The 24,415-nt window shown below is 70.8% G+C and carries 23 protein-coding genes; 7 read left to right on the top strand and 16 right to left on the bottom strand.

Translation table 11 applies throughout. The features are described from left to right. Positions 1 to 17 precede the first annotated feature (17 nt). Complete coding sequence (locus tag HOO61_RS08840; RefSeq protein ID WP_253942236.1) at positions 18 to 1,883, bottom strand: fumarate reductase/succinate dehydrogenase flavoprotein subunit; 1,866 nt, start codon at positions 1,881 to 1,883, stop codon at positions 18 to 20. Beyond that, positions 1,884 to 2,684, bottom strand: coding sequence for a hypothetical protein (locus HOO61_RS08835; RefSeq protein WP_367650089.1), 801 nt, complete (start codon positions 2,682 to 2,684; stop codon positions 1,884 to 1,886). Between the two features lie 175 nt (positions 2,685 to 2,859). On the opposite strand from HOO61_RS08835, the gene HOO61_RS08830 reads away from it, so the two are divergent. Genes HOO61_RS08830 through HOO61_RS08820 form a run of 3 tightly spaced genes read left to right on the top strand, consistent with a single transcriptional unit; the run spans position 2,860 to position 6,384 of the window. Beyond that, positions 2,860 to 3,579, top strand: a complete 720-nt coding sequence (locus HOO61_RS08830; RefSeq protein ID WP_367650088.1) for a succinate dehydrogenase cytochrome b subunit — start codon at positions 2,860 to 2,862, stop codon at positions 3,577 to 3,579. Between the two features lie 40 nt (positions 3,580 to 3,619). Further along, positions 3,620 to 5,641: a fumarate reductase/succinate dehydrogenase flavoprotein subunit gene (locus tag HOO61_RS08825; RefSeq protein ID WP_172258812.1), complete on the top strand. Its 2,022-nt coding sequence runs from the start codon at positions 3,620 to 3,622 to the stop codon at positions 5,639 to 5,641. Further along, positions 5,641 to 6,384, top strand: a complete 744-nt coding sequence (locus tag HOO61_RS08820; protein ID WP_172258357.1) for a succinate dehydrogenase/fumarate reductase iron-sulfur subunit — start codon at positions 5,641 to 5,643, stop codon at positions 6,382 to 6,384. Before HOO61_RS08825 ends, HOO61_RS08820 begins: the two co-directional genes overlap by 1 nt. A gap of 220 nt (positions 6,385 to 6,604) precedes the next feature. Here HOO61_RS08820 and HOO61_RS08815 read toward each other — a convergent pair whose 3' ends face one another. The 3 genes from HOO61_RS08815 to HOO61_RS08805 form a co-directional block, all read right to left on the bottom strand. Continuing rightward, positions 6,605 to 7,546 (bottom strand): hypothetical protein, encoded by a 942-nt coding sequence (locus tag HOO61_RS08815; RefSeq protein ID WP_172258356.1) that lies wholly within the window; start codon positions 7,544 to 7,546, stop codon positions 6,605 to 6,607. 294 nt (positions 7,547 to 7,840) lie between these two features. Next, the gene (locus HOO61_RS08810; RefSeq protein WP_172258355.1) at positions 7,841 to 8,887 is read right to left on the bottom strand and encodes a YihY/virulence factor BrkB family protein; all 1,047 of its coding nucleotides are present in this window, start codon (positions 8,885 to 8,887) and stop codon (positions 7,841 to 7,843) included. A 4-nt stretch (positions 8,888 to 8,891) separates the two neighbouring features. Continuing rightward, complete coding sequence (locus tag HOO61_RS08805; protein WP_172258354.1) at positions 8,892 to 9,401, bottom strand: 2'-5' RNA ligase family protein; 510 nt, start codon at positions 9,399 to 9,401, stop codon at positions 8,892 to 8,894. A 60-nt stretch (positions 9,402 to 9,461) separates the two neighbouring features. Between HOO61_RS08805 and trpS the strand changes: the two genes are divergently transcribed. Both trpS and HOO61_RS08795 read left to right on the top strand, forming a co-directional pair. Beyond that, positions 9,462 to 10,517: a tryptophan--tRNA ligase gene (gene trpS / locus HOO61_RS08800; protein ID WP_367650087.1), complete on the top strand. Its 1,056-nt coding sequence runs from the start codon at positions 9,462 to 9,464 to the stop codon at positions 10,515 to 10,517. A gap of 466 nt (positions 10,518 to 10,983) precedes the next feature. Beyond that, the gene (locus HOO61_RS08795) at positions 10,984 to 11,853 is read left to right on the top strand and encodes a lipase family protein (RefSeq protein ID WP_216658759.1); all 870 of its coding nucleotides are present in this window, start codon (positions 10,984 to 10,986) and stop codon (positions 11,851 to 11,853) included. A 49-nt stretch (positions 11,854 to 11,902) separates the two neighbouring features. On the opposite strand, the gene HOO61_RS08790 is transcribed toward HOO61_RS08795, so the two are convergent. The 5 genes from HOO61_RS08790 to HOO61_RS08770 all read right to left on the bottom strand — a co-directional run bounded on the left by HOO61_RS08790 (position 11,903) and on the right by HOO61_RS08770 (position 16,479). Continuing rightward, positions 11,903 to 12,061 (bottom strand): hypothetical protein, encoded by a 159-nt coding sequence (locus HOO61_RS08790; RefSeq protein WP_172258353.1) that lies wholly within the window; start codon positions 12,059 to 12,061, stop codon positions 11,903 to 11,905. A 151-nt stretch (positions 12,062 to 12,212) separates the two neighbouring features. Continuing rightward, positions 12,213 to 13,457 (bottom strand): MFS transporter, encoded by a 1,245-nt coding sequence (locus HOO61_RS08785; protein WP_172258352.1) that lies wholly within the window; start codon positions 13,455 to 13,457, stop codon positions 12,213 to 12,215. Between the two features lie 103 nt (positions 13,458 to 13,560). Then, on the bottom strand, positions 13,561 to 14,034 hold the full coding sequence (locus HOO61_RS08780) for a DUF6498-containing protein (RefSeq protein WP_172258351.1): 474 nt from the start codon (positions 14,032 to 14,034) through the stop codon (positions 13,561 to 13,563). Next, complete coding sequence (locus HOO61_RS08775) at positions 14,031 to 14,246, bottom strand: DUF6498-containing protein (RefSeq protein WP_172258350.1); 216 nt, start codon at positions 14,244 to 14,246, stop codon at positions 14,031 to 14,033. Before HOO61_RS08775 ends, HOO61_RS08780 begins: the two co-directional genes overlap by 4 nt. Before the next feature lie 19 nt (positions 14,247 to 14,265). Next, complete coding sequence (locus HOO61_RS08770) at positions 14,266 to 16,479, bottom strand: NADP-dependent isocitrate dehydrogenase (protein ID WP_172258810.1); 2,214 nt, start codon at positions 16,477 to 16,479, stop codon at positions 14,266 to 14,268. A gap of 171 nt (positions 16,480 to 16,650) precedes the next feature. Between HOO61_RS08770 and HOO61_RS23710 the strand changes: the two genes are divergently transcribed. Then, a complete protein-coding gene (locus HOO61_RS23710) occupies positions 16,651 to 17,775 on the top strand; it encodes an aquaporin (RefSeq protein ID WP_216658758.1) in 1,125 nt (374 codons plus the stop codon). A 6-nt stretch (positions 17,776 to 17,781) separates the two neighbouring features. Here the strand turns inward: HOO61_RS23710 and HOO61_RS08760 are convergent, their stop codons facing one another. Beyond that, a complete protein-coding gene (locus tag HOO61_RS08760; RefSeq protein ID WP_172258349.1) occupies positions 17,782 to 18,474 on the bottom strand; it encodes a hypothetical protein in 693 nt (230 codons plus the stop codon). 112 nt (positions 18,475 to 18,586) lie between these two features. Here HOO61_RS08760 and HOO61_RS08755 point away from each other — a divergent pair, with 112 nt between their 5' ends. Further along, complete coding sequence (locus HOO61_RS08755) at positions 18,587 to 19,573, top strand: malate dehydrogenase (protein WP_172258348.1); 987 nt, start codon at positions 18,587 to 18,589, stop codon at positions 19,571 to 19,573. Positions 19,574 to 19,619: 46 nt separating this feature from the next. On the opposite strand, the gene HOO61_RS08750 is transcribed toward HOO61_RS08755, so the two are convergent. From HOO61_RS08750 to HOO61_RS08730, 5 genes are all read right to left on the bottom strand, one after another. Then, a complete protein-coding gene (locus tag HOO61_RS08750; protein ID WP_172258347.1) occupies positions 19,620 to 20,006 on the bottom strand; it encodes a DUF3017 domain-containing protein in 387 nt (128 codons plus the stop codon). A 1-nt stretch (position 20,007) separates the two neighbouring features. Continuing rightward, positions 20,008 to 20,856 carry a bifunctional methylenetetrahydrofolate dehydrogenase/methenyltetrahydrofolate cyclohydrolase gene (locus HOO61_RS08745; protein ID WP_172258346.1) on the bottom strand — a complete coding sequence of 283 codons (849 nt, stop codon included), beginning with the start codon at positions 20,854 to 20,856 and terminating at the stop codon, positions 20,008 to 20,010. A gap of 50 nt (positions 20,857 to 20,906) precedes the next feature. Next, complete coding sequence (gene purH, locus HOO61_RS08740) at positions 20,907 to 22,493, bottom strand: bifunctional phosphoribosylaminoimidazolecarboxamide formyltransferase/IMP cyclohydrolase (RefSeq protein WP_172258345.1); 1,587 nt, start codon at positions 22,491 to 22,493, stop codon at positions 20,907 to 20,909. Between the two features lie 102 nt (positions 22,494 to 22,595). Further along, a complete protein-coding gene (purN, locus tag HOO61_RS08735; protein WP_172258344.1) occupies positions 22,596 to 23,213 on the bottom strand; it encodes a phosphoribosylglycinamide formyltransferase in 618 nt (205 codons plus the stop codon). An 11-nt stretch (positions 23,214 to 23,224) separates the two neighbouring features. Beyond that, positions 23,225 to 24,415: a YibE/F family protein gene (locus HOO61_RS08730; RefSeq protein ID WP_172258343.1), complete on the bottom strand. Its 1,191-nt coding sequence runs from the start codon at positions 24,413 to 24,415 to the stop codon at positions 23,225 to 23,227.

Genomic DNA, 24,415 nt, shown 5'->3' with positions numbered 1-24,415 from the left:
CTCCCTCGAAGTGGGCCCTACTGGAAATGGCGGAGCAGGTCGTCGGGCATCTCGGGCAGCGGCTGCTCGGCGAGGGTCACACCGGTGCCGGCGTCGTCGAGGCGGACGACGAGGTTCTTCGTGCCCCACTCGGCGTCGGTCTTCGGGTAGTCGTCGCGCGTGTGGCCCCCGCGTGACTCCTGCCGGGCGAGCGCCGCCTTCGCGATGGACTCCGAGACGACCAGCATGTTGCGCAGGTCGAGGGCGAGGTGCCAGCCCGGGTTGTACTGGCGGTGGCCCTCCACCGACATCCGCTGCGCCCGCTCCTTGAGCTCCTCGATCCGCACCAGCGCCTGCTCGAGCTCCTCGGCGGTGCGGATGATGCCGACGAGGTCGTTCATCGTCTGCTGGAGCTCCTGCTGGATCGTGTACGGGTTGTCGCCGCCCTCCATCTGGAACGGCGTCAGCGCTGACCACTCGCCGGCCCGGATCGACGCGTCGGTGACGGCGGGCCGTTCCGCGAGGCCGCCCTCCCCGAACTGCAGGGCGTACGCCGCTGCCGCCTCGCCGGCGCGTCGCCCGAAGACCAGGAGGTCGGAGAGGCTGTTGCCCCCCAGGCGGTTGGAGCCGTGCATCCCGCCCGAGCACTCACCAACCGCGTAGAGGCCGGTGACCGAGCTGAGCTCGGTGTCGGGGTCGACCTCGATGCCGCCCATGACGTAGTGGCAGGTCGGCCCGATCTCCATCGGCTCCTGGGTGATGTCGACGTCGGCGAGCTCCTTGAACTGGTGGTACATCGACGGCAATCGCTTGCGGATGAAGTCGGCGTCGCGGCGCGAGGCGATGTCGAGGTAGATCCCGCCGTGCGGTGACCCGCGGCCAGCCTTGATCTCGGAATTGATGGCGCGCGCGACCTCGTCGCGGGGCAGCAGCTCGGGCGGTCGGCGGTTGTTCTTCTTGTCGTCGTACCACCGGTCCGCCTCTTCCTCCGTGTCGGCGGTCTCCGCCCGGAAGAAGTCGGGGATGTAGTCGAACATGAAGCGCTTGCCCTCGGAGTTCTTCAGCACCCCGCCGTCACCGCGCACCGACTCGGTGACGAGCAGGCCCTTCACCGACGGGGGCCACACCATCCCGGTCGGGTGGAACTGCACGAACTCCATGTTGATCAGCGAGGCGCCGGCCCGCAGCGCGAGCGCGTGGCCGTCGCCGGTGTACTCCCAGGAGTTGGAGGTCACCTTGAACGACTTGCCGATCCCGCCGGTGGCCAGCACGACCGCCGGGGCCTCGATCGTCACGAACCGACCGGTCTCGCGCCAGTAGCCGAAGACGCCGGACAGGGCGCCACCGTCGTCCTTCAGCACGTCGGTGACGGTGCATTCCATGAACACGTCGATCCCGACCTGCACCGCGCGCTGCTGCAGCGTGCGGATCATCTCGAGGCCGGTGCGGTCGCCGACGTGGGCGAGGCGGGCGTACTTGTGGCCGCCGAAGTCGCGCTGGCTGATCAACCCGTCCTCGGTGCGGTCGAAGAGGGCACCCCAGTCCTCGAGCTCGAGCACCCGCTCGGGCGCCTCCTGCGCGTGCAGCTGCGCCATCCGCCAGTGGTTGAGCATCTTGCCGCCGCGCATGGTGTCGCGGAAGTGGACCTCCCAGTTGTCCTCCGGCCACCGGTTGCCCATCGCTGCCGCGATGCCGCCCTCGGCCATCACCGTGTGCGCCTTGCCGAGCAACGACTTGCACACGATCGCGGTCTCCGCGCCCGCCTCGTGCGCGGCGATCGCGGCCCGCAGGCCGGCACCGCCCGCCCCGACCACCACCACGTCGTACCGGTGGCGCTCGATGCCGCCCTCGGCGTAGTACGACATCTCGTTGCCGGTCATCGGGTGCCTGGTGTCGCTGGTCATCTAGAAGAACCTCACGTCCTGGATCACTCCGGTGGCCAGCAGGTAGATGTAGAAGTCGACGACCGCCACCGAGAACAGCGAGTACCACGCCCATTTCCCGTGGCTCTCGTTGAGCCGCGACACCCAGGTCCAGAGCTTGTAGCGGACCGGGTGCTTGGAGAAGTGGCGCAGCCGGCCGCCGACGATGTGGCGGCACGAGTGGCACGAGAGCGTGTAGAGCCAGATGAAGACGATGTTGACGATCATCAGCAGCGTGCCCAGGCCCATGTGGATGCCGCTGGTCTCGCCGTCGCCGACGGCGTACTCCGCGGGCATCGGCCGGAAGGCCAGGACCGTGTCGAAGGTCAGCACCAGGCCGACCAGCACGGCGGCGTACCAGAACCAGCGGTGGACGTTCTGCAGGATGAGCGGGAACCGGCTCTCCCCCGAGTAGGCCCCGTGGGGCTCGGCGACGCCGCACGCCGGCGGGCTGAGCCAGAAGGCGCGGTAGTAGGCCTTGCGGTAGTAGTAGCAGGTCATCCGGAAGCCGAGCGGGAAGATGAGGATGATCAGCGCCGCGGACAGCGGCCACCAGGCGAACGGCTGGCCGAAGTCCGAGGCGCCCTCGACGCAGTCGCCCAGGCACGGGGAGTAGAACGGCGACAGGTACGGCTCGGCGTAGTAGTCACGGCCCATGAACGCGCGGATCGTGGCGAAGACGACGAAGCCGGAGAAGACCACGAACGTGGCCAGGGGCTGGAGCCACCACCGGTCCTGGCGCAACGTCCGCGCGTCGATGCGCGCGCGGGTTGGGCTGCTCACGCCGCGGTCGGTTGTCGCCATGCGTCCTCCGTGAAGGTCCGGCAATCCGGGAGTGCTCCCGGACGACGGTCCCGACTATGACCTGTGTCACGCCTGAGCGGAAGACAACGCGCCCAGCAAAACCTCACACGCCCTCGGCGCGTCGTGCGCCCGACCGCCGCGATACCGTGGCGGCGTGGCATCCCAACTCACTCCCCCTCGGCCCACGCTGGTGAAGGGTGCGCGGGCCTCGCGCACGACCATCGCGCTCAAGCTGGGCATGGCGGTCAGCGGCTTCATCTTCCTCGGCTTCGTGCTCGCGCACATGTACGGCAACCTCAAGGCCTTCGCCGGACACGACGCGTTCAACGAGTACGCCCACCACCTGCGCGAGCTCGGCGAGCCGATGCTGCCGCACGAGGGCGCGCTCTGGATCCTGCGACTCGGCCTGATCCTGTCGCTGGTCGTGCACGTCTACTGCGCCGTCGTGCTCTGGCGCCGCGCCGCTCGCGCGCGCACCACCAAGTACGTCATGAAGAAGGACACCGGCGCGACGCGGGCCAGCCTGATGATGCGCTGGGGCGGCGTGACGATCCTCGTGTTCCTGGTCTGGCACCTGCTCAACTTCACGATCGGCAAGGTCAACCCGCAGGGCGGCTCGACCAACGACCCCTACAACCTGATGGTCGACACCTTCGACCTGTGGTGGATGACGCTGATCTACATCGTCGCGATGCTGGCGCTCGGCGCCCACCTGCACCACGGCATCTGGAGCGCGGCGCAGACCCTCGGCTGGACCGGCACCGCGGCCAAGCGGCAGCGCGCCAAGGTCTTCGGCTTCGTCACCGCGCTGATCGTCTCGATCGGCTTCTCCCTCGTCCCGCTCGCCGTGCTCGCGGGCATCATCACCAAGTAAGGGGTCACCGCACGTGAGCCACGACAGCCACGACATGGACATGCCCGACACCGTCACCTCGACGGAGGCGTCGCACAGCGGATCGCTCGACGGCGACTACGACGACGCCGCGGGCTACTACACCCCGGGCACGCCGCTCGTCGACACGAAGGCGCCGGAGGGCCCGATCGCCGACCGCTGGCAGAACCGGAAGTTCGAGGCCCGCCTGGTCAACCCGGCCAACCGCCGCAAGCTCTCCATCATCATCGTCGGCACCGGCCTGGCCGGCGCCTCGGCCGCGGCCACGCTCGGCGAGGCCGGCTACAACGTCAAGACCTTCTGCTACCAGGACTCGCCGCGGCGTGCGCACTCGATCGCCGCGCAGGGCGGCATCAACGCCGCGAAGAACTACAAGGAGGACGGCGACTCCGTCCACCGCCTCTTCTACGACACCGTGAAGGGCGGCGACTACCGCTCGCGGGAGTCCAACGTCTACCGCCTCGCCGAGGTCAGCACCAACATCATCGACCAGTGCGTCGCGCAGGGCGTCCCGTTCGCCCGCGAGTACGGCGGCCTGCTCGACAACCGCTCCTTCGGCGGCGTGCAGGTCTCCCGCACGTTCTACGCCCGCGGCCAGACCGGTCAGCAGCTGCTGATCGGCGCCTACCAGGCCCTCGAGCGCCAGATCGCCGCCGGCACGGTCTCGATGTTCACCCGCCACGAGATGCTCGAGCTGATCGTCGCCGACGGCAAGGCGCGCGGCATCATCGCCCGCGACATGGTCACCGGTGAGGTCCAGACCCACCTCGCCGATGTCGTCGTACTGGCGTCCGGCGGCTACGGCAACGTGTTCTACCTGTCCACCAACGCGATGGGCTCCAACGTCACCGCCGCCTGGCGCGCGCACCGCAAGGGCGCCTACATGGCCAACCCCTGCTACACGCAGATCCACCCGACCTGCATCCCGGTCTCCGGCTCGCACCAGTCCAAGCTGACGCTGATGTCGGAGTCGCTGCGCAACGACGGCCGCATCTGGGTGCCGAAGAACCAGGCCGACTGCGACAAGGACCCGCGCGAGATCGCCGAGGAGGACCGCGACTACTACCTGGAGCGGATCTACCCCTCCTTCGGCAACCTGGTCCCCCGCGACATCGCCTCGCGGGCCGCGAAGAACGTCTGCGACGAGGGTCGCGGCGTCGGCCCCGAGGTGGACGGCGTACGACGTGGTGTCTACCTCGACTTCGCCGACGCGATCGACCGCCTCGGGCGCGACGCGGTGGCCAACAAGTACGGCAACCTCTTCGACATGTACGCCCGGATCACCGGCGAGGACCCCTACTCGGTGCCGATGCGGATCTACCCGGCCGTGCACTACGTCATGGGCGGCCTGTGGGTCGACTACGACCTGCAGTCCACGATCCCCGGCCTGTTCGTCACCGGCGAGGCCAACTTCTCCGACCACGGCGCCAACCGCCTCGGCGCCTCGGCGCTGATGCAGGGCCTGGCCGACGGCTACTTCGTCCTGCCCCACACGATCCGCGACTACCTCGCCGACGGCCCGTTCGAGCCGATCAGCGAGGACCACCCGGCGGTCGTCGAGGCACGCACGTCGGTCACCGAGCGCATCGAGCACTTCCTGTCCGTCAACGGCACCCGCAGCGTCGACTCCTACCACCGCGAGCTCGGCAACATCATGTGGGAGTACTGCGGCATGGAGCGCACGGAGACGGGCCTCAAGAAGGCGATCGACCTGATCCGCGGGCTGCGCGACGACTTCTACCGCAACGTCAAGGTGCTCGGCACCAGTGAGTCGCTCAACCAGTCGCTCGAGAAGGCAGGTCGCGTGGCCGACTTCTTCGAGCTCGGCGAGCTGATGTGCATCGACGCCCTCAACCGGCGCGAGTCCTGCGGCGGCCACTTCCGCGGCGAGTCGCAGACCGAGGACGGCGAGGCGCTGCGCCACGACGACGAGTTCGCCTACGTCTCCGCGTGGGAGTGGGCCGGGCTCGACGAGCGGCCCGTGCTGCACAAGGAAGACCTGGTCTACACCGCCATCGAGATGAAGCAGCGGAGCTACAAGTAATGAACCTGACCCTCAAGATCTGGCGTCAGCCCGACGCCGCCAGCGCTGGTGCGATGCACACCTACGAGCTGGCCGACGTCTCCCCCGACATGTCGTTCCTCGAGATGCTCGACGTGCTCAACGAGCAGCTCAACGACAAGGGCGAGGACCCGATCGCGTTCGACTCCGACTGCCGCGAGGGAATCTGCGGCATGTGCGGGCTGATGATCAACGGCGACGCGCACGGCCCCGAGGTCACCACGACCTGCCAGCTCCACATGCGCTCGTTCAGCGACGGCGAGACCATCACGATCGAGCCGTGGCGCTCCGACGCCTTCCCGGTCGTCAAGGACCTCGTCGTCGACCGCGGCGCCTTCGACCGGATCATCCAGGCCGGCGGCTACGTCTCGGTCAACACCGGCTCGGCGCCGGAGGCCCACTCGGTCCCGGTCCCCAAGGACGACGCTGACCGCGCCTTCAACGTCGCGACCTGCATCGGCTGCGGCGCCTGCGTCGCCGCCTGCCCCAACGGGTCGGCCTCGCTCTTCATGGGCGCCAAGGTCACCCACCTCGGCCTGCTCCCCCAGGGCCAGCCCGAGCGCGACGAGCGCGTGGTCAACATGGTCGCCCAGCACGACCACGAGGGCTTCGGTGGCTGCACCAACATCGGCGCCTGCACCGCCGCCTGCCCCAAGGAGATCCCGCTCGACGTGATCTCGCAGCTCAACAAGGACCTCCGCACCGCGATCAAGCACGGTCACTGAGCAGGTCCGCTCCACACGCAACGAGGGCCGGGGGTCGCCCCCGGCCCTCGTTGCGCGCCCCGGGGTCTGCCCCCTGCTGCCCGAGCGGTGATCCACCCACATTTGAGGCCTCGCAAGTGTGGGTGGACCACCGCCGGGGGCCGCGTCCGTGTTGCCCAACCGGTCGTCGGTGGCCCAGCCACAATCGACCGCTCGGAAATGTGGGTGCGCCACCGCTCGCCTATGCGGCGCGCTGGCGGCGTACGAGGTCGCGGAGCGGCTTGAACAGCGTGGGCCACGCGCCGTCGAAGTTCGGCGGCGGACCGTCGTACCCGCGCGCGACCACGGCGCGGTGCACCAGCCGGACGGTCGCCTTCGGCGAGCGCAGCCGCTCCTTTGTCACCTGCTCGTACGGGATGCCGTTGCGGCGGTAGGCCGCGTAGCGGTCGATGTCGGCGACGTACTGCGCCCGGTCGTCCTGGTGTTGGCTGCCTTCGTACTCGACCGCGAGCCCGAAGCTCTCGAACCACAGGTCCGGCGTCACGGCGGAACCGTCGGCGAGCTCGATGATCTGGTTGACCTCCGGCACGGGCAGCTCCGCGAAGACGACGTACGCGACCAGCTCCGCCTCCGGCAGGGACCGGCAACGCGCGTCGAGGAACGGCAGCACGAACGATGTCTCGGGCACCCCGCGGCGCCACCGCTCCTCCGTCAGCAGCTCCTCGAGCAGCCGGAGGTCCATCAGCTCGCGGTACAGCAGTACCGACCCGACTTTGATCGCATCGACGAGCCGCGACTCGGCACAGAAGGCGAGGAACGCCGCCTCTGCACTGACGCCGTGCTCGTCGTGCGGCGGCATCTTCACGGTCCGGTGCAGAAACACGCCATCCAGCACCAGGTGGAGGTCGCCCCCGACGACGAAGTGCAGCGGGAACGGCGCCCCGACGTCGAGCCCCAGCTCGCGCAGCCGCGTCGCACCCGTCGTACGCGCCGTGTCGGGAAGCGCCAACCTCGCGGCGCGCAGGCGGTCGTTCCACGTCAGCACGTGGTTCCGGTGGCAGTAGACGCCCTTGTGCAGTCGGTGGAAGCGGGTGCCCTCGAGCACGCGCGCGGGGACGCCGGCGGCGATCGCTGTGGGCCGGTCGAACGGAGCGTGCAGGAACTCGTGCGGAACCAGGAACATGTGCCGATTCCGCCACGTGCTGGACTCCCGCACCCGGCCGCGACCCCGGGGTTGGGGACAACAGGGCAACACGACGACCTGTGGACGTCTGGTGGCCCACGGCGAGCTGGCGGTGGTCCACCCACAGTTCCGCCAGCCGGAGTGTGGGCTGACCACCGCTCGCTGCCGACTCGCTCGGACTCGCTCGGTCAGCGGTGATCCACCCACGTTTTCCGGCGGCCGAATGTGGCTGGACCACCGCTCGGGAGGGCGGAGAGGGGCAGCGCGCGGGACGAACCCGGGCGGGAGGGCGGGTCAGCGGCGGCGGAGGAGGGCGACGAGGCCGAGCATCGTGGCGGCGCCGGCGGCGAAGGCCGCCTTGGGCGAAGTCGCGCCGGGGGCGGTGGGGCGTACGACGGTCGCAGCCGCGGCGAGATCGATACGGGGGCCCTCGGGCATCTGGTCGACGACCCGGTTCGCGTCGCGGAGGGCGCGCGCCTCGGGCGAGGTGTGGGCCCACGCGGCGGAGAGGACGACGACGCGGGAGAAGTAGTTGATCCAGACGAGCAGGATCAGCGCGATGCCGAAGGCCTGGAACGCGGCGGACTCGGCCGTCGCCTTGAGCAGGAAGGTGGAGAGCTGCTTGAGGACCTCGAACAGCACGGCACCCAGCAGTGCACCGGACCACAGCGACCGGCTGGGGATGTCGGGCTGGGCGAGCAGGCGGAAGAAGGCGAAGTAGAGCACCGTGTTGGCCGCCAGGCCGAGGCACAGCGCCAGCACCCAGAAGAAGCCCTCGGCGACCGCGCCCAGCTCGAGCCACTCCATGATCGGGGTCAGCACCTTGGTCGCGACACCGGACACCGCGACGCTCGCGACCAGGATCGAACCGAGCGCCATGAGAGCGAGCACGTCACGCAGCTTGCCCACCACGAAGCTGGGCTGCTCGCGCTCGGGCTCCTCGAAGATCGCCATCAACGCGGTGCGCATGCCCGAGAGCCACCCCAGACCGGAGTAGAGGGTCAGCAGGATGCCGACGCTGAAGATCCCCGGAGCCGCGGACTGGAGGGTGTCGAGCGGGACCCCGCTCTCGCCGCCGACGAGGTTCGGGAGGACGGAGTTGGCGGCGTCGACCAACGTGTCCTCGGCGTCCTTGTAGACCTCCGTCACCTGGCCGAAGATCGCGAAGGCGAGCGCGAGGATCGGGAAGAACGACAGGAACGCGAAGTAGGTCACCGCGGCGGCGAGGGCGCTGCCGTTGACCTGTCCGTAGTGCTCGACCGCGCGCACGAGGTGGTCGAGGAGCGGGCGACGCTCGCGCGCGTCACCGATGCGCTGCTTGACGGTGTCGAGGACCGGCACGCTCTCAGCCCAGCTCGAAGTGGTCGGTGACCCGCCAGCCGGTGTCGGCCTCGTGGACGTAGAGGCTGAACGCGTCGACGGCGAAGCGGCACTCGAAGTCCGCGAGCTCCGCGAACGCCCGGTCGAGCGCCTGGTCGTCGAGGTGGTGGGCGATGGTGACGTGCGGGTGGTAGGGGTAGTGCAGCTCGACCTCGAGCGGTCCCTGTCGTACGGCGCCCGCGAGCACCTCGCAGCCCGAGATCCCCTCGGCCAGGGTGACGAACACGACCGGCGAGACCGGGCGGAACGTGCCGGTGCCGCGCAGGTGGATGTCGAACCGCGGGACGCTGGACGCAGCACGGGTCAGGTGCGCGCAGACGGTCTGGAGGTCGGCGTCGGGCACCTCGGTCGGCGGGACCAGCGTGATGTGCGTGGGGATCTGCGTCGCCGTCGTGTCGCCGACGCTGGTCCGGTAGTCCTGGAGCTCTGTCGCCCAGGGCTCAGGAATCGCGATCGCTACTCCGATGGTGGGCACCCCCGAGACCCTACAGAACCCCTTCGCGACGTCGCTCGGCCCCTGATTAGGATCGACCGCGTGAGTGACACCTTCCGCGCCGCACAGGTTCGCAGCGACGCCATCGAGGAGCAGATGGCGAAGGACCCGGCCTCGCTGCGCATGCTGACCGGGGACCGTCCGACCGGGGCGTTGCACATCGGCCACTACTTCGGCTCGATCCGCAACCGCCTCCGCCTCCAGGACAGCGGCGCCGAGATCTGGCAGCTGATCGCGGACTACCAGGTGATCACCGACCGCGACATCGCCGGCGACATCGCGGGCAACGTGCGCAACCTGCTGGTCGACAACATCGCGGCCGGGCTCGACCCGGAGAAGGCGACGATCTTCACGCACTCCTCGGTGCCGGCGCTCAACCAGCTGATGCTGCCCTTTCTCAGCCTGGTCAGCGTGGCCGAGCTGCAACGCAACCCCACCGTCAAGGACGAGGCCAAGTCGGCCGGCATCACCTCCATCGGCGGCCTGCTGCTCACCTATCCGGTGCACCAGGCCGCGGACATCCTGTTCTGCAAGGCCAACGTGGTGCCGGTCGGTCGCGACCAGCTCCCCCACCTCGAGCAGACGCGGGTGGTCGCGCGCCGCTTCAACGACCGGTACGCCCCGGTGTTCCCCGAGCCCGGCGCCCTGCTGTCGGAGGCGCCGCTGATCCTCGGCACCGACGGCACCAAGATGAGCAAGTCCAAGGGCAACGTCGTCGAGCTGCGGATGAGTGCCGACGAGACCGCCAAGAAGCTCAAGGGCGCCAAGACCGACAGCGACCGCCTCATCACCTACGACCCGGACGGCCGCCCGGAGGTGGCCAACCTGCTGACGCTCATTGGCCTGTGCGAGGGCGTCGACCCGGCGGCGGTCGCCGAGGAGATCGGCGACGGCGGCGGCGGTGCGCTCAAGGGCCGCCTCACCGAGGCGATCAACACCGAGCTCGCCCCGCTGCGGGCCCGCCGCGCCGAGCTCGAGGCGGACCCGGGCTACCTCGACGAGGTGCTCCGCCGTGGCAACGCCCGGGCCAACGAGGTCGCCGAGGCCACGCTCGACGAGGTGCGCGAGGCCATGGGGATGGTCTACGGCTGGGCGTGACGCACGTCACACTAACGCGTGATGTGACTCACGAGTAGGTTCCCTCCATCGGCCGGTCCGGGTCCGGCCGGGAGGGAATCGCCATGCACACCGCTCCGCTCCGCCGCGCGCTCGCGACGGTCACGACCATGCTCACCGCCACGATCGCCGCCACGGCCGCGACCACCGCACTCGGTACGACGTCCGCGCACGCCGTCGTCGACGAGCCGCCGCGGCCCGCGTTCTACGAGGCCCCCGCGACCCTGCCCGCCGGCAACGGAACCGTGATCCGCAGCGAGAAGATGACGTTCCTGCTCGACCCGCTCGACGCGACGAGCCTGGTCCGCAACGCCCAGCGCGTGCTCTACACGACGACCAACCGCCGCGGCACGTCGATCGCCGTCTCGGGCACAGTCCTGGTGCCCAGCTCGCCGTGGGTCGGCCTCGGGTCGCGCCCGGTCATCGGCTACGCCCCGGCACCCAGGGCATGGCCGACCGGTGCGCTCCCTCGCGCCAGTTCTCCGAGGGCATCGAGTACGAGGGCATCGGCATCGAGGGCCTGCTGCTGCGCGGCTACGCCGTCGCGATGCCCGACTACGAGGGCCTCGGCACAGCCGGCATCCACACCTACATGGACCGCGTCTCGCAGGGCCGCGCCACGCTGGACGTCGTACGCGCCGCGCAGCGACTGTCCGGCACCGGGCTCAGCAGCGCCAGCCCCGTCGGCCTGATGGGCTACTCCCAGGGCGGCGGCGCGGCCGCCTCGGCGGTCGAGCTGGCCCCGACCTACGCGCCCGACCTCAAGGTGCGCGGCGCAGTCGTCGGCGCGGTGCCGGCCGACCTCGCCACGGTGGCGACGAACCTCGACGGCGGGCTGTTCTCCGCGTTCGCGTTCTTTGCGCTGCGCGGGCTCGCGGCCAGCCACGACGTGGACCTGACGCCCTACCTCAACACCGCCGGACGGGCGGCGATGGACGGCGTCGAGCAGGACTGCGTGTTCGACCTGCTCGACAACGCCTTCGTCCGGTCGTCGACGCTGAGTGCCGACGGCCGACCGATGTCGGAGCTGATGACGCGGGAGCCGTTCGCCTCGATCATCGAGGCGCAGCGCATCGGCACGATCCGGCCGCGGGTCCCGGTGCTGGTCACCCACTCCGTGCTCGACGACACCATTCCGTACGGCGTCGGCCGGGCGATGGCGCGGTCGTGGTGCGCGTCCGGGGCCAACGTCCGGTTCTCGACCAACGTCGCGCCGCTCCACGTCGGTGGCATGGCGCCGCACCTGGCCGAGGCGCTGCCGTTCTTCGAGGCGCGTTTTGCCGGGCTGCCCGAGCTCGGCAACTGCTGGTCGCTCTGAGCGCAGGCCCCGCTCTCCCGGTGAGCGGCGACCTGCGCCCAGGACGGAGTCAGACGGCCCAGCCGACGTTCTCGGCGACCAGGTCGGCTGCCGGGTAGATCCCTCGCAGCTCCTCGCGCCGCCTGAGCAGCTCGACCACCGCACCCGTGTTGCGGTCGGCCAGCTGCCGGCGACGCTCCACCTGCCGCGCGATCTTGTCCTCGTCCATGACGTCCCCCTCCGGAAGATGTTGGGCGGCCTGCCCGCCCTCATGGATTGGATCGTTCCAAGTCTGGGCTACGCAAGAGTTCCGCCCGTGTTAACACCACGCAACATCAACGGAAAGAGCGTGCACGGTCCTGCCCGCAAGGCAGCGCCGATCAGGCGGGTACGGCGTCCCGTCCCCGCACGTGGAGGGCGGCGGACAGCAGCAGGATGGCCACCCCGGCGACGGAGAGGCCGAGACCGACCAGGGCGGGGGCGCGGAGCCCCCAGCCGGCCGCGATGACGAGCCCGCCCAGCCACGCGCCGAGCGCGTTGGCGATGTTGAGCGAGGCGTGGTTCATCGCGGCACCGAGGGTCTGGGCGTCACCGGCGACGTCCATCAGCCGCAGCTGGAGGTTGACCACCAGCACCGAGCCGAGCGTGGTGATGAGGAAGACGACGGGCAGGGCGGCCCAGCCGTGGGGGGCGGCGAGCCAGAAGGCCAGCATGGTGAAGGCCATGCCGACACCGCCGATGATCAGCGAGCGGAAGATCGACCAGTCGGCCATGACCCCGGCCAGCCAGGTGCCGGCCACCATGCCGAGACCGAAGGACAGCAGGAAGACCGCCACCGACCGCTCGCCCAGGCCGGCGACGTCGGTCACGACGGGGGCGATGTAGGAGTAGACGGCGAACATGCCGCCGAAGCCGACCGCGCCGGCGAGCAGGGTCAGCCACACCTGCGGGACCTTGAAGGCGGAGAGCTCGCGGCGACCGCTCGCGCCCGCGTCACCGGGCACGGACGGGACCAGCCACGCGACGAGCGCCAGGGTCACCACGGCGAGGGCGGCAGAGGCCCAGAAGGCCGCGCGCCAGCCGAGCTCCTGGCCGAGCACGGTGGCCGCTGGTACGCCGATCACGTTGGCGACCGACAGGCCGAGCATCACCAGCGAGACCGCGCGGCCCTTGCGGGACGGGCGCGCCATGCTCGCGGCCACCAGCGAGGCGACACCGAAGTAGGCGCCGTGCGGCAGCCCGGCGGCGAAGCGGGCGAGCATCAGCTGTTCATAGGACGTCGCCAGCGCGCTCAGCCCGTTGCCGACGGCGAAGGCCGCCATCAGGGCCACCAGCAGGGCGCGACGCGGGAGGCGGGCACCGAGGAACGCCAGCACCGGCGCGCCGACGACCACCCCGACGGCGTACGCCGAGATGACGTGCCCACCGGTCGGGATCGAGACGCCGACGCCGGCGGCGATCTGGGGCAGCAGGCCCATCGTGACGAACTCGGTGGTGCCGATGGCGAACCCGCCCATCGCCAGCGCGAGGACGGCGAGGCCGAAGTGGCGCGCGGTCACCGAGGGGACGTCGAGGTCGCCGGAGGGGTCGGCGGGCAGGGCGGAGGTCTCGGCGGTCGTGGTCATCACCTGGCGCAAGGAGGGGCGCAGCGGGTTTTGTTCCCCGGCAACGGCGCGTCGGAGCGGGAGGTGGCCGGGATCACGGCATCAGGGCGGCACCAGGCCGGGATCAGACCGGGTCGGTCGCAGCCGCGGGGGCCGCCGCGCGGCGTCGCTCCCAGAGGTGGAGGGCGAGGTCGACGACCGTCTTGAGGCCGAGGAGGAGCAGCACCGGCGCCACCTCCTCGAGCCCGGTCGTGGCGTCGTCCGTCCCGACCGAGCGGAGCACGAGGCCGAAGCCCAGGATGATCGCGACGTGCAGCACGAGCATGCGGGGGTAGGGCTGCCACATGGCGGTCGAGGTGGAGACCCGCCACCGCTCGCCGTTGTCGTACCAGTTGATCCACAGCGAGCCGAGGTGGCTCAACGCCAGGACCAGGCCGGCCAACGCCCACGTGCCGGGGTGCAGGTCACCGCCGGACAGGAAGGCCATGACGAAGGCGAACACGCCGTGGACGAGCGTGAAGATGCCGTAGTGGAGGGCGAAGAAGAACGACAGCGCCCCTGCGTCCGAGGCGTCGACCGGTCGTCCGTTGAGGGTCATCCGGCCCCGGGCGTGTCAGGGCCGCGGGCGGTGCGGACCTTGACGATGGTGATCGCCCAGTAGGAGACGTTCTCGATCCAGTAGACGACGAAGACGTCACCGACCGACATGTGGCCGGCCCACACCGCCCAGAGGGGCAGCAGGTTGCCGAGGACCAGCCAGCCCGAGGAGAGCAGGGGCGCGCGCGGCGGCCACTGCTCCCCCGTGGTCATGTCGTCGTGGTGTCCGTGCTCAGCCCAGCGAGGCGATGGCGTCGTTGAACGTGGCCGACGGGCGCATCACCGCGGCGGCCTTCTCCGCGTCGGGGCGGAAGTAGCCGCCGATGTCGGCCGGCTTGCCCTGCACGGCGAGCAGCTCGTCGACGATCGTCTGCTCGTTCTCGCGCAGCGAGGTCGCAAGCGAGGCGAACGCCGCCGCGAGGTCGGCGTCCTCGGTCTGCTTCGCCAGCTCCTCGGCCCAGTAGAGGGCGAGGTAGAAGTGCGAGCCGCGGTTGTCGATCGTGCCGAGCTTGCGACCGGGCGAGCGGTCCTCGTTGAGGAACGTCTCGGTGGCCTTGTCGAGCGTGTCGCCGAGGATCTTCGCCCGCTTGTTGTCGTCGTAGTCGGCGAGGTGCTCGAGCGAGGCGGCCAGGGCGAAGAACTCGCCCAGGCTGTCCCAGCGGAGGTAGTCCTCCTTGACGAGCTGCTGCACGTGCTTGGGGGCCGACCCGCCGGCACCGGTCTCGAAGAGGCCGCCGCCGTTCATCAGCGGGACGATCGAGAGCATCTTGGCGCTGGTGCCGAGCTCGAGGATCGGGAAGAGGTCGGTGTTGTAGTCGCGCAGCACGTTGCCGGTCACCGAGATGGTGTCCTCGCCCTTGCGGATGCGCTCGAGGGAGTACGTCGTCGCCTCGGCCGGCGCCATGACCTGGATGTCGAGGCCCTCGGTGTCGTGGTCGGCCAGGTACTTCTGGACGAGCGCGATGAGGTTGGCGTCGTGGGCGCGGGTCTCGTCGAGCCAGAAGATCGCCGGGGTCTCGCTGGCCCGGGCACGGGTGACGGCGAGCTTGACCCAGTCGCGGATGGAGGCGTCCTTCGTCTGGCAGGCGCGCCAGATGTCGCCGGCCTCGACGTCGTGCGACATCAGCACGTCACCGGAGGCGTTGCGGACCTCGACCTTGCCGGCCGCCGGGATCTCGAAGGTCTTGTCGTGCGAGCCGTACTCCTCGGCCGCCTTGGCCATCAGGCCGACGTTGGGCACCGAGCCCATGGTCGAGGGGTCGAGGGCGCCGTGGGTGCGGCAGTCGTCGATGGCGGCCTGGTAGACACCGGCGTAGGAGGAGTCCGGGATCACCGCGAGGGTGTCCTGCTGCTCGCCGTCGGCGTTCCACATCTGGCCGGACGTGCGGATCATCGCCGGCATGGAGGCGTCGATGATGACGTCGGAGGGGACGTGCAGGTTGGTGATCCCCTTGTCGGAGTCGACCATCGCCAGCGCCGGCCCCTCGGCGAGGCCCTTCTCGAAGGCGGCCTTGATCTCCGCGCCGCCGTCGACCTTGTCGAGGCCGGACAGGATGGCGCCGAGGCCGTCGTTGGCCGACAGGCCCGCGGCGGCCAGCTGCTCGCCGTACTGGGCGAAGACGTCGGCGAAGTAGGCGCGCACGACGTGGCCGAAGATGATCGGGTCGGAGACCTTCATCATCGTGGCCTTGAGGTGGGCGGAGAACAGGACGCCGTCGGCCTTGGCCTTGGCCACCTGCTGCTCGAGGAACTCGTCGAGGTGGGCCGCGCTCATGAAGGTCGCATCGACCACCTCGCCCTCGAGGACCGCGAGACCCTCCTTGAGGACGGTCTCCTGGCCGTCGCTGCCGACGTGGACGATCGACAGGGTGTCGTCGGCCGGGAGCACGACGGACTGCTCGTTGCTGCGGAAGTCGTCGTGGCCCATCGTCGCGACCGACGTCTTCGAGTCGCTGCTCCACGCGCCCATCGAGTGGGGGTGGGCCTTGGCGTAGTTCTTGACCGAGGCGGGCGCGCGACGGTCGGAGTTGCCCTCGCGCAGCACCGGGTTGACCGCGGAGCCCTTGACCTTGTCGTAGCGGGCGCGGACCTCGCGGTCCTCGTCGGTCTGCGGGTTCTCGGGGTAGTCGGGCAGGTCGTAGCCCTGCGACTGCAGCTCGGCGATGGTGGCCTTGAGCTGCGGGATCGAGGCGGAGATGTTGGGCAGCTTGATGATGTTGGCCTCGGGCTTCGTCGCGAGCTCTCCGAGCTCGGCGAGCGCGTCGTCGAGGCGCTGCTCGTCGGTGAGCCGGTCGGAGAACTGCGCGATCACGCGACCGGCCAGCGAGATGTCACGGGTCTCGACGTCCACACCGGCGGTCTTCGCGTAGGCGGCGATGATCGGGAGGAACGAGTACGTCGCGAGCAGCGGCGCCTCGTCGGTGTGGGTGTAGATGATCTTGGCCATGTACGACAGCTCCTGCAGCTCGTGATCTGGTCCGGTCATAACTCTTGACGTCAAGATACCTGACGCGGGGAAGCGGTGGCGACTCGCCTACCCTCGCACCCCTCTCCCCACGCCGCTAGGCTCGCAGCGGCCTACGAGGGGTACGGCCACCTGACTCTGGAGGAACTCGCGATGAGCGACACCGTCGAAGACACACCGACCACCGGGCAGAAGTTCACGGGAGAGGCACTGGGCACCTTCGTGCTGGTGTTCTTCGGCTGCGGCACCGCCGTCTACAGCGGCGGCGACCTCGTCGCGACAGGCCTGGCCTTCGGCCTCACCGTCCTCGTGATGGCCTACGCCTTCGGGCGCATCTCCGGCGGTCACTTCAACCCGGCCGTGACGCTCGGCGCCGTCCTGGGCGGACGCCTGCCGTGGAGCCAGGTCGGCATCTACATGGCGGCGCAGCTGCTCGGCGCCCTGCTCGCCGGCGCCGTGCTCTTCGGCCTCGGCCACGGCTTCGACGGCTTCGTCGCCGAGGGCAACATGGGCCAGAACTTCTTCGGCGACCAGGGCTCCGGCTTCGCCTGGTGGGCCGCCCTGCTGCTCGAGCTGCTCATGACCGCGGTCTTCGTGTGGGTCATCCTCGCCGTCACCGACGCGCGCAACGAGGTCAACGTCGCGCTCGGCCCGCTCGCGATCGGCCTGTCGCTCGCGATGATCCACTTCGCCTCGATCCCCCTGACCGGCACCTCGGTCAACCCGGCCCGCTCGATCGGCGTCGGCGTCTTCGCCGGCACCGATGCGGTCGTCCAGCTGTGGCTGTTCGTGCTCGCTCCGCTGCTCGGCGCCGCGATCGCCGGCCTCACCTACCCGGTCCTCTTCGGCCAGGGCGCCGAGCCGGTCGCCGGCTCGGGCCTCAACTTCGGCGGCGGCAAGAAGGACCAGTTCGTGCCGGGCAACTACGAGGCCCAGTGGAACCAGGGCCAGCCGGGCAGCTGGGGCCAGCCCGGCGCCGCGTGGGGCGCTCCCCCGCAGCAGCAGTGGGGCCAGCCCGGCCAGCAGCCCGACCCGGCGTACGGCGCGCCGCAGGCCGCTCCCCCACAGCAGCCCCAGCAGCCCGGGCAGCCCGGGCAGTGGGGTCAGCCCGTACCGCAGCAGCAGCCGGCCCAACCCGGTCAGTCCCAGCCGGGTCAGTGGGGTGCGCCCCAGCAGCCCGGCCAGCAGCCGCAGCAGCCCGGGCAGAGCGCGCCCGGCCACTGGGGCAACCCCGAGGGTGACGACGACGGCCGCACCCAGGTGCGCCGACCCGACTAGCTCCGCTCAGTCCTCGACCAGCTCGGCGGTCCAGCCGGCATCGAGGTCCTGCAGGCCCACGAGGCCGACACCCTTCTCGTACACCGTGCGGGTCGAGGTGTCGGCCTCGTTGCGCAGCTGCACCAGCTCGCTGGACTGGTCCTCGATGGTGGCGCTCGCGCGCGGCAGGTCCGAGACGTCGTACGACAGCCAGCCGTCGCCGAGCCGCGGGTCGGCGGGCATCGCGAGCCCGGCCTGCGCGCCGCCGTCGCCCGCGCGCCAGGAGGTGTCGCCCACGTCCGCGCCGACCAGCCACACGTTCCCCGCCTCGTCCTGGGCGTAGAGGTGGGTCTCCACGGTGGTCGCGCCCTCGGCGAGGTCGGTCGTGGTCTCGACGGCCGTGGCGTCGAGGCCAGCCACCGGGACCGTGCCGTCGCGCACGTCCACCACGATGCTGCCCGTCGTGCGCCCGTACTCGCGGACGTCGTAGGTCCACCGCGTCCCCGGCTCGAGCGGCAGCCACGGGTTGTCGACGCCCCGGACGAAGTCGGCGGGCGCCGGGGTCGGCGTCGGGATGACGAGGCCGTTGATGCCCGGGGAGTCGTAGGGCGCGGGCTGACCGATGCCCGCGCAGCCGGTGAGGCCGACGGGACCGAGCAGGACCGTCGCCAGCGCTGCCGCCGCCAGCGGGCGGCGTACGGCTCCGGGCCCCCTCGTCATGGGCGCCAGCATGCCAGCCGCAGACCAGCGGTCGACGGCGGATCGGGCGCTGCTAGCGTCAGCCGGACAACCCGGAACAGATCCGAGACCACCCTCACGAGGAGTACGAACCGTGACCTCCGAACCTCTCAAGGTGGCCGTCACCGGCGCCGCCGGTCAGATCGGCTACAGCCTGCTCTTCCGCCTCGCCAGCGGTGCCCTGGCCGCGGACCGCCCGATCGAGCTGCGACTGCTCGAGATCGAGCCGGCCCTCAAGGCGCTCGAGGGCGTCGTCATGGAGCTCGACGACTGCGCGTTCCCGCAGCTCGCCGGCGTCGAGATCGGCTCGGACGCCGAGAAGATCTTCGACGGCGTCAACCTCGCCCTCCTCGTGGGCGCCCGCCCCCGCGGCCCCGGCATGGAGCGCGGCGACCTGCTCTCGGCCAACGGCGCGATCTTCACCGCCCAGGGCAAGGCCCTCAACTCCGTCGCCGCGGACGACGTGCGCATCGGCGTGACCGGCAACCCGGCCAACACCAACGCGCTCATCGCGATGAGCAACGCCCCCGACATCCCGCGCGAGCGGTTCTCCGCGCTGACCCGCCTCGACCACAACCGCGCGATCTCGCAGCTCGCGGCCAAGACCGGGGCCAGCGTCACCGACATCAAGAAGATGACGATCTGGGGCAACCACTCCGCCACCCAGTACCCCGACCTCTTCCACGCCGAGGTCAAGGGCCAGAACGCCGCCGAGCTCGTCGGCGACCAGTCCTGGCTGGAGAACGACTTCATCCCGACCGTCGCCAAGCGCGGCGCCGCGATCATCGACGCGCGCGGCTCCTCCTCGGCCGCCTCGGCCGCGTCGGCCACGATCGACGCCGCCCGCGACTGGCTGTTCGGCTCGGCGCAGGACGACTGGGTGTCGATGGCGGTCGTGTCCAGCGGCGAGTACGACGTCCCCGAGGGCCTGATCTCCTCGTTCCCGGTCACCACCTCGGGTGGCGACTGGTCGATCGTCGAGGGTCTCGAGATCGACGACTTCTCCCGCGCCCGGATCGACGCCTCCACCGCCGAGCTCGCCGACGAGCGCAAGGCCGTCACGGAGCTGGGTCTCATCTGATCACCTGCGAAGGGCCGGACCCGTCGGGTCCGGTCCTTCGTGCTGTCTAGAACCCGCCGGGCTGGTCGGGGATGGACCCGGCGAGGAAGATCAGCAACCCGCCGAGCACGATGAGCACGGCCGCGTCGAGCACCTTGTGACGTACGGCGAGCATGCCGGCGTCGCGTCGCCGCAGCACCAGCCGCACGGCAGCGGCGAAGATCAGCGCCCCGCCCATCAGCCGGATGCCGCTGCGCCACTCGCCGAGCGCCACCACGACCAGCGCGACCGCGACGACGCCGAGGACGAGCAGGTAGAACGCTCCCCCGATCGTCGAGGGGTAGCGGCGCGGTTCGTCGGGGTCCTCCGGGGGCGGCTCGGCCGAGACCGGCGGCACCGACTCGGGGGGCTCGACGGTCGGCTCGGGCCGGTCGGGGCGCTCGGGATCGGCCATGTCAGGACCGGACGGACTTCTCGGCGATCTCCACGATGTTGGTGAGCAGCATCGCGCGCGTCATCGGCCCGACGCCCTTCGGGTTGGGCGAGACCCACCCCGCCACGTCCCACACGCCGGGGTCCACGTCGCCGGTGACCTTGCCGTCCACGCGCGAGACGCCGACGTCGAGGACGGCCGCACCCGGCTTGACCATGTCGGCGGTGATGATGCCGGGCACGCCGGCGGCCGCGACGACGATGTCGGCGCTGCGCACGTGCGCGGCGAGGTCGCGCGTGCCGGTGTGGCACAGCGTGACGGTGGCGTTCTCCGACCGGCGGGTCAGCAGCAGCCCGAGCGGGCGCCCGACCGTGATGCCACGGCCGACGACCACGACCTCCGCACCGGCGATCTCGACGCCGTGGCGGCGCAGCAGCTCGATGGCGCCGACGGGGGTGCAGGGCAGCGGGCCCGCCTCGCCCAGCACCAGCTTGCCGAGGTTGACCGGGTGGAGCCCGTCGACGTCCTTGTCGGGATCGACCCGTGAGAGCAGCGCGAACTCGTCGAGCCCGGTGGGCTGCTGGACGATGAAGCCGGTGCACGCGTCGTCGGCGTTGAGCTCGTCGATGACGGCCTCCACCTCGGCCTGGGTGGCCGTGGCGGGCAGGTCGCGGCGGATGGAGGTGATGCCGATCTCCGCGCAGTCCTTGTGCTTGGCGCCGACGTACCAGTGCGAGCCGGGGTCGTCGCCCACGAGCACCGTGCCGAGGCCCGGGGTGATCCCGTGCTCCTTCAGCGCGGCGACGCGCTGGGCCAGCTCCGCCTTGATGGTCCGCAGCGTGGCTGCGCCGTCGAGGGTCTGTGCGGTCACGGTGGTCATCCTAGGGAGAGGGAGATGGGCTGAGGCCTGCGCGTCCGTGATCAGTGGAAGAAGTGGCGCGCGCCGGTGAGGTACATCGTCACGCCGGCGGCCTCGCAGGCCGCGACCACCTCGGCGTCGCGGACCGAGCCACCGGGCTGGACGATCGCCTTCACCCCGGCGTCGATGAGGATCTGCGGGCCGTCGGCGAAGGGGAAGAACGCGTCGGAGGCGGCGACCGCGGACGACGCCCGCTCCCCCGCCCGCTCGACGGCGAGGCGGCAGGAGTCGACGCGGTTGACCTGACCCATCCCGACGCCGACCGAGGCGCCGCCGGAGGCGAGCAGGATCGCGTTCGACTTCACCGCCCGGCAGGCGCGCCAGGCGAACGCGAGGTCGGCCAGCACCTCGTCGGAGGCCGCCGCCCCCGTCGCGAGGGTCCAGGTCGACGGGTCGTCGCCCTCGGCGGAGATCACGTCGCGGTCCTGCAGCAGCAGCCCGCCGGAGATCGACCGCAGGTCACCGCCGCCGCGGGTGAGCGGCGCGCACTCGAGGACGCGGATGTTCTTCTTGGCCCGGAGCACCTCGACGGCGCCGTCCTCGTAGCCGGGCGCGACGACGACCTCGGTGAAGATCTCGGCGACCTGCTCGGCCATCGCGACGGAGACCGGGACGTTGGTGGCGATCACGCCGCCGAAGGCGCTGACCGGGTCGCACTCGTGGGCCTTGCGGTGGGCCACAGAGATCGGGTCAGGCACGTCGTCCGAGCAGACCGCGATGCCGCACGGGTTGGCGTGCTTGATGATCGCCACGGCCGGCTCGTCGAAGTCGTACGCCGCCCGCCGCGCCGCGTCGGCGTCGACGTAGTTGTTGTAGGACATCTCCTTGCCGTGGTGCTGCGTCGCCTGGGCGAGGCCGGGACCGCCCGGCAGGAAGCCGTTGCTGTAGAGCGCGGCGGACTGGTGCGGGTTCTCCCCGTAGCGCAGCACCGCCTCCTTGGTCCACGTCGCGCCCATCCACGCCGGGAAGCCCGATCCCTCACTGGTGTCGGTGAGCACGTTGCCCATCCACGACGCCACGTGGACGTCGTACGTCGCGGTGTGCACGAACGCCTCGGCGGCGAGGCGCTGGCGCTCGGCCAGCGTGAACCCGCCGGCGGTGACGGCGGCCAGCACGGCGTCGTACGTCGCGGGCGAGGTGACGATGGCGACGCTGGGGTGGTTCTTGGCCGCGGCGCGCACCATCGACGGGCCGCCGATGTCGATCTGCTCGACGCACTCGTCGGGGCCGGCGCCCGAGGCGACGGTCTGGGTGAAGGGGTAGAGGTTGCTCACGACGAGGTCGAACGGCTCCACGCCGAGCTCCTCGAGCTGCGCGACGTGGGTGTCGAGGCGGCGGTCGGCGAGGATGCCGGCGTGCACGCGCGGGTGCAGCGTCTTGACGCGGCCGTCGAGGCACTCGGGGAACCCGGTCAGGTCCTCCACCTTGGTGACGGGCAGGCCGAGCGACTCGATCAGCGCGGCCGAGCCACCGGTGGAGACGAGCTCGACGCCGGCCTCGTGGAGGCCGCGGACCAGGTCGTCGAGACCGGCCTTGTCGTAGACGGAGACGAGCGCTCGGCGGATCGGGATGCGGTGCTCAGCAGACACGGGACTCCTCGGTCGATTCGAGTCGGGGGCACCCAGGCGTTCGATGGTCCCCGGCGTCACTCCCTGGTGGTGACCCACCTGCGCCAGTCGTGTGCCCTCAGACTACCGAGCCCCGGCGCCGATGCGCACCTTGCGGCCCTCGACCGTGATGCCCTCGCGGGCGATGCGGCCGACGGTGTCGACGAGCATCGCGCGCTCGGCGGTCTTGATGCGCTCGTGCAGCGACTCGACGTCGTCGTCGTCCTCCACCGCCACCGGCACCTGGGCGATGATCGGCCCGGTGTCGACACCCGCGTCGACCACGAACAGCGTCGCGCCGGTCACCTTCACGCCGTGCTCGAGCGCGTCGCGCGGACCGTGCATGCCGGGGAAGGCCGGGCACAGCGCTGGGTGGGTGTTGAGGGTCAGGAACCGGTCGAGGAACGTAGGTGAGAGCAGCTTCATGAAGCCGGCCGAGACGACGAGGTCGGGCTCGAAGCGCTCCACGACGGTGGCCAGCGACGCGTCCCAGCCCTCGCGCGTCTCGAAGTCGGACACCTTCCGCACGAAGGTCGGGATCCCGGCGCGCTCCGCGCGGGCCAGGCCCTCGATGTCCTCCCGGTCGGCGCCGACGGCGACGACCCGGGCGCCGTACGCCGGATCGGCGCAGGCGTCGAGCAGCGCCTGCAGGTTGGTGCCGGACCCCGAGACGAGGACGACGAGGCGGGTGGGGCGGTTCACGAGGCGTGAGTCTAGGCGCGGTGCGAGGGCGCGGATCCGGCTGTCCGCTCCCGGACCAGCCGGCTCGCGACCAGGGCAGCGATCGCCGTGGTGACCGGCACGGCGGCCAGGATCCCGAGCCCGCCGACGAGTCCGCGGACCACCTCCTGCGCCACGACCTCCTGGCTGACCGCGATCCCGAAGGGCAGCGACAGCGCGGAGAAGACCAGCATCAGCGGCAGGGTGGCGCCGACGTAGGCCAGCACGAGCGTGTTGACCGTGGAGGCCGCGTGCGAGCGACCGATGCGCATCGCCCGGGTGAAGAGCGAGCGGGTGCTGGCGTCGGGGTCGACGTCGGCGAGCTCCCAGACCGCCCACGTCTGGGTGACTGTGACGTCGTCGAGCACGCCGAGGGCACCGATGACCAGTCCCGCGAGCAGCAGCCCGCGCAGGTCGACCTGCGCGGCGATGCCGGAGATGTACTGGCTGCCCTCGTCGACCAGGCCGGTGAAGTGGCCGACCTCGGTGAACACCCACCCCACGCCGCCGATCACCACCAGCGACACCAGGGTCCCGAGCATCGCGACCGTCGTCCGGACGCTGAGGCCGTGCGAGAGGTAGAGCGTGACCAGCATGATCGCGGCCGCGGTCGTCACGGCGACGAGGAGCGGCGAGGAGCCCTCCATGATGGCGGGCAGCGTGAACGCAGCGATGAGGACCAGCGAGTACGCCAGGCTGGCGAGCGCTCCGATGCCGCGCCAGCGCGACAGGGCGAGGACGCCCACCGCGAACAGGATCAGCAGCACGAGAAGCGGCGGTCCGCGGTCGAAGTCCTGGAAGGCGTACTGCTCGCCGTCGGGCGCCTGTGCGGTGAACGACACGATGATGCGGTCACCCGCCACCACCTCCGGGGCCTGCGAGCCGTAGGGCAGCAGCGCCTCCGTCTCACCGGGGGCGCCGGGGCCGCTGAGCAGCTCGACCTGCGCGAGCTGGCACCCCTCGACCTCCTGCCGGCACGGACCGATCGACTGCACCTCCGCGGTGCCACGCTCCACGTCGACGCCCGGCCCGCTGACCTCGAGGTCGCCGTCGGGCCACAGCACGACGAGGCCGACGAGGGTCGCCAGCACCAGCGGCCCCACCAGGGCCGCCATCAGCAACCTGATCTGCCGCGGCGCCGGCCCCCACGAGGCGCTCGCACCGTGGCTGTGTCCAGCCCCCAC

The organism is Nocardioides sp. zg-1230 (genome assembly GCF_013155335.1).
In the GTDB taxonomy this organism is placed as follows: domain Bacteria; phylum Actinomycetota; class Actinomycetes; order Propionibacteriales; family Nocardioidaceae; genus Nocardioides.
The sequence above is the reverse complement of the archived record's forward strand: the minus strand, read 5'-3'. Positions and strand labels throughout refer to the sequence as shown.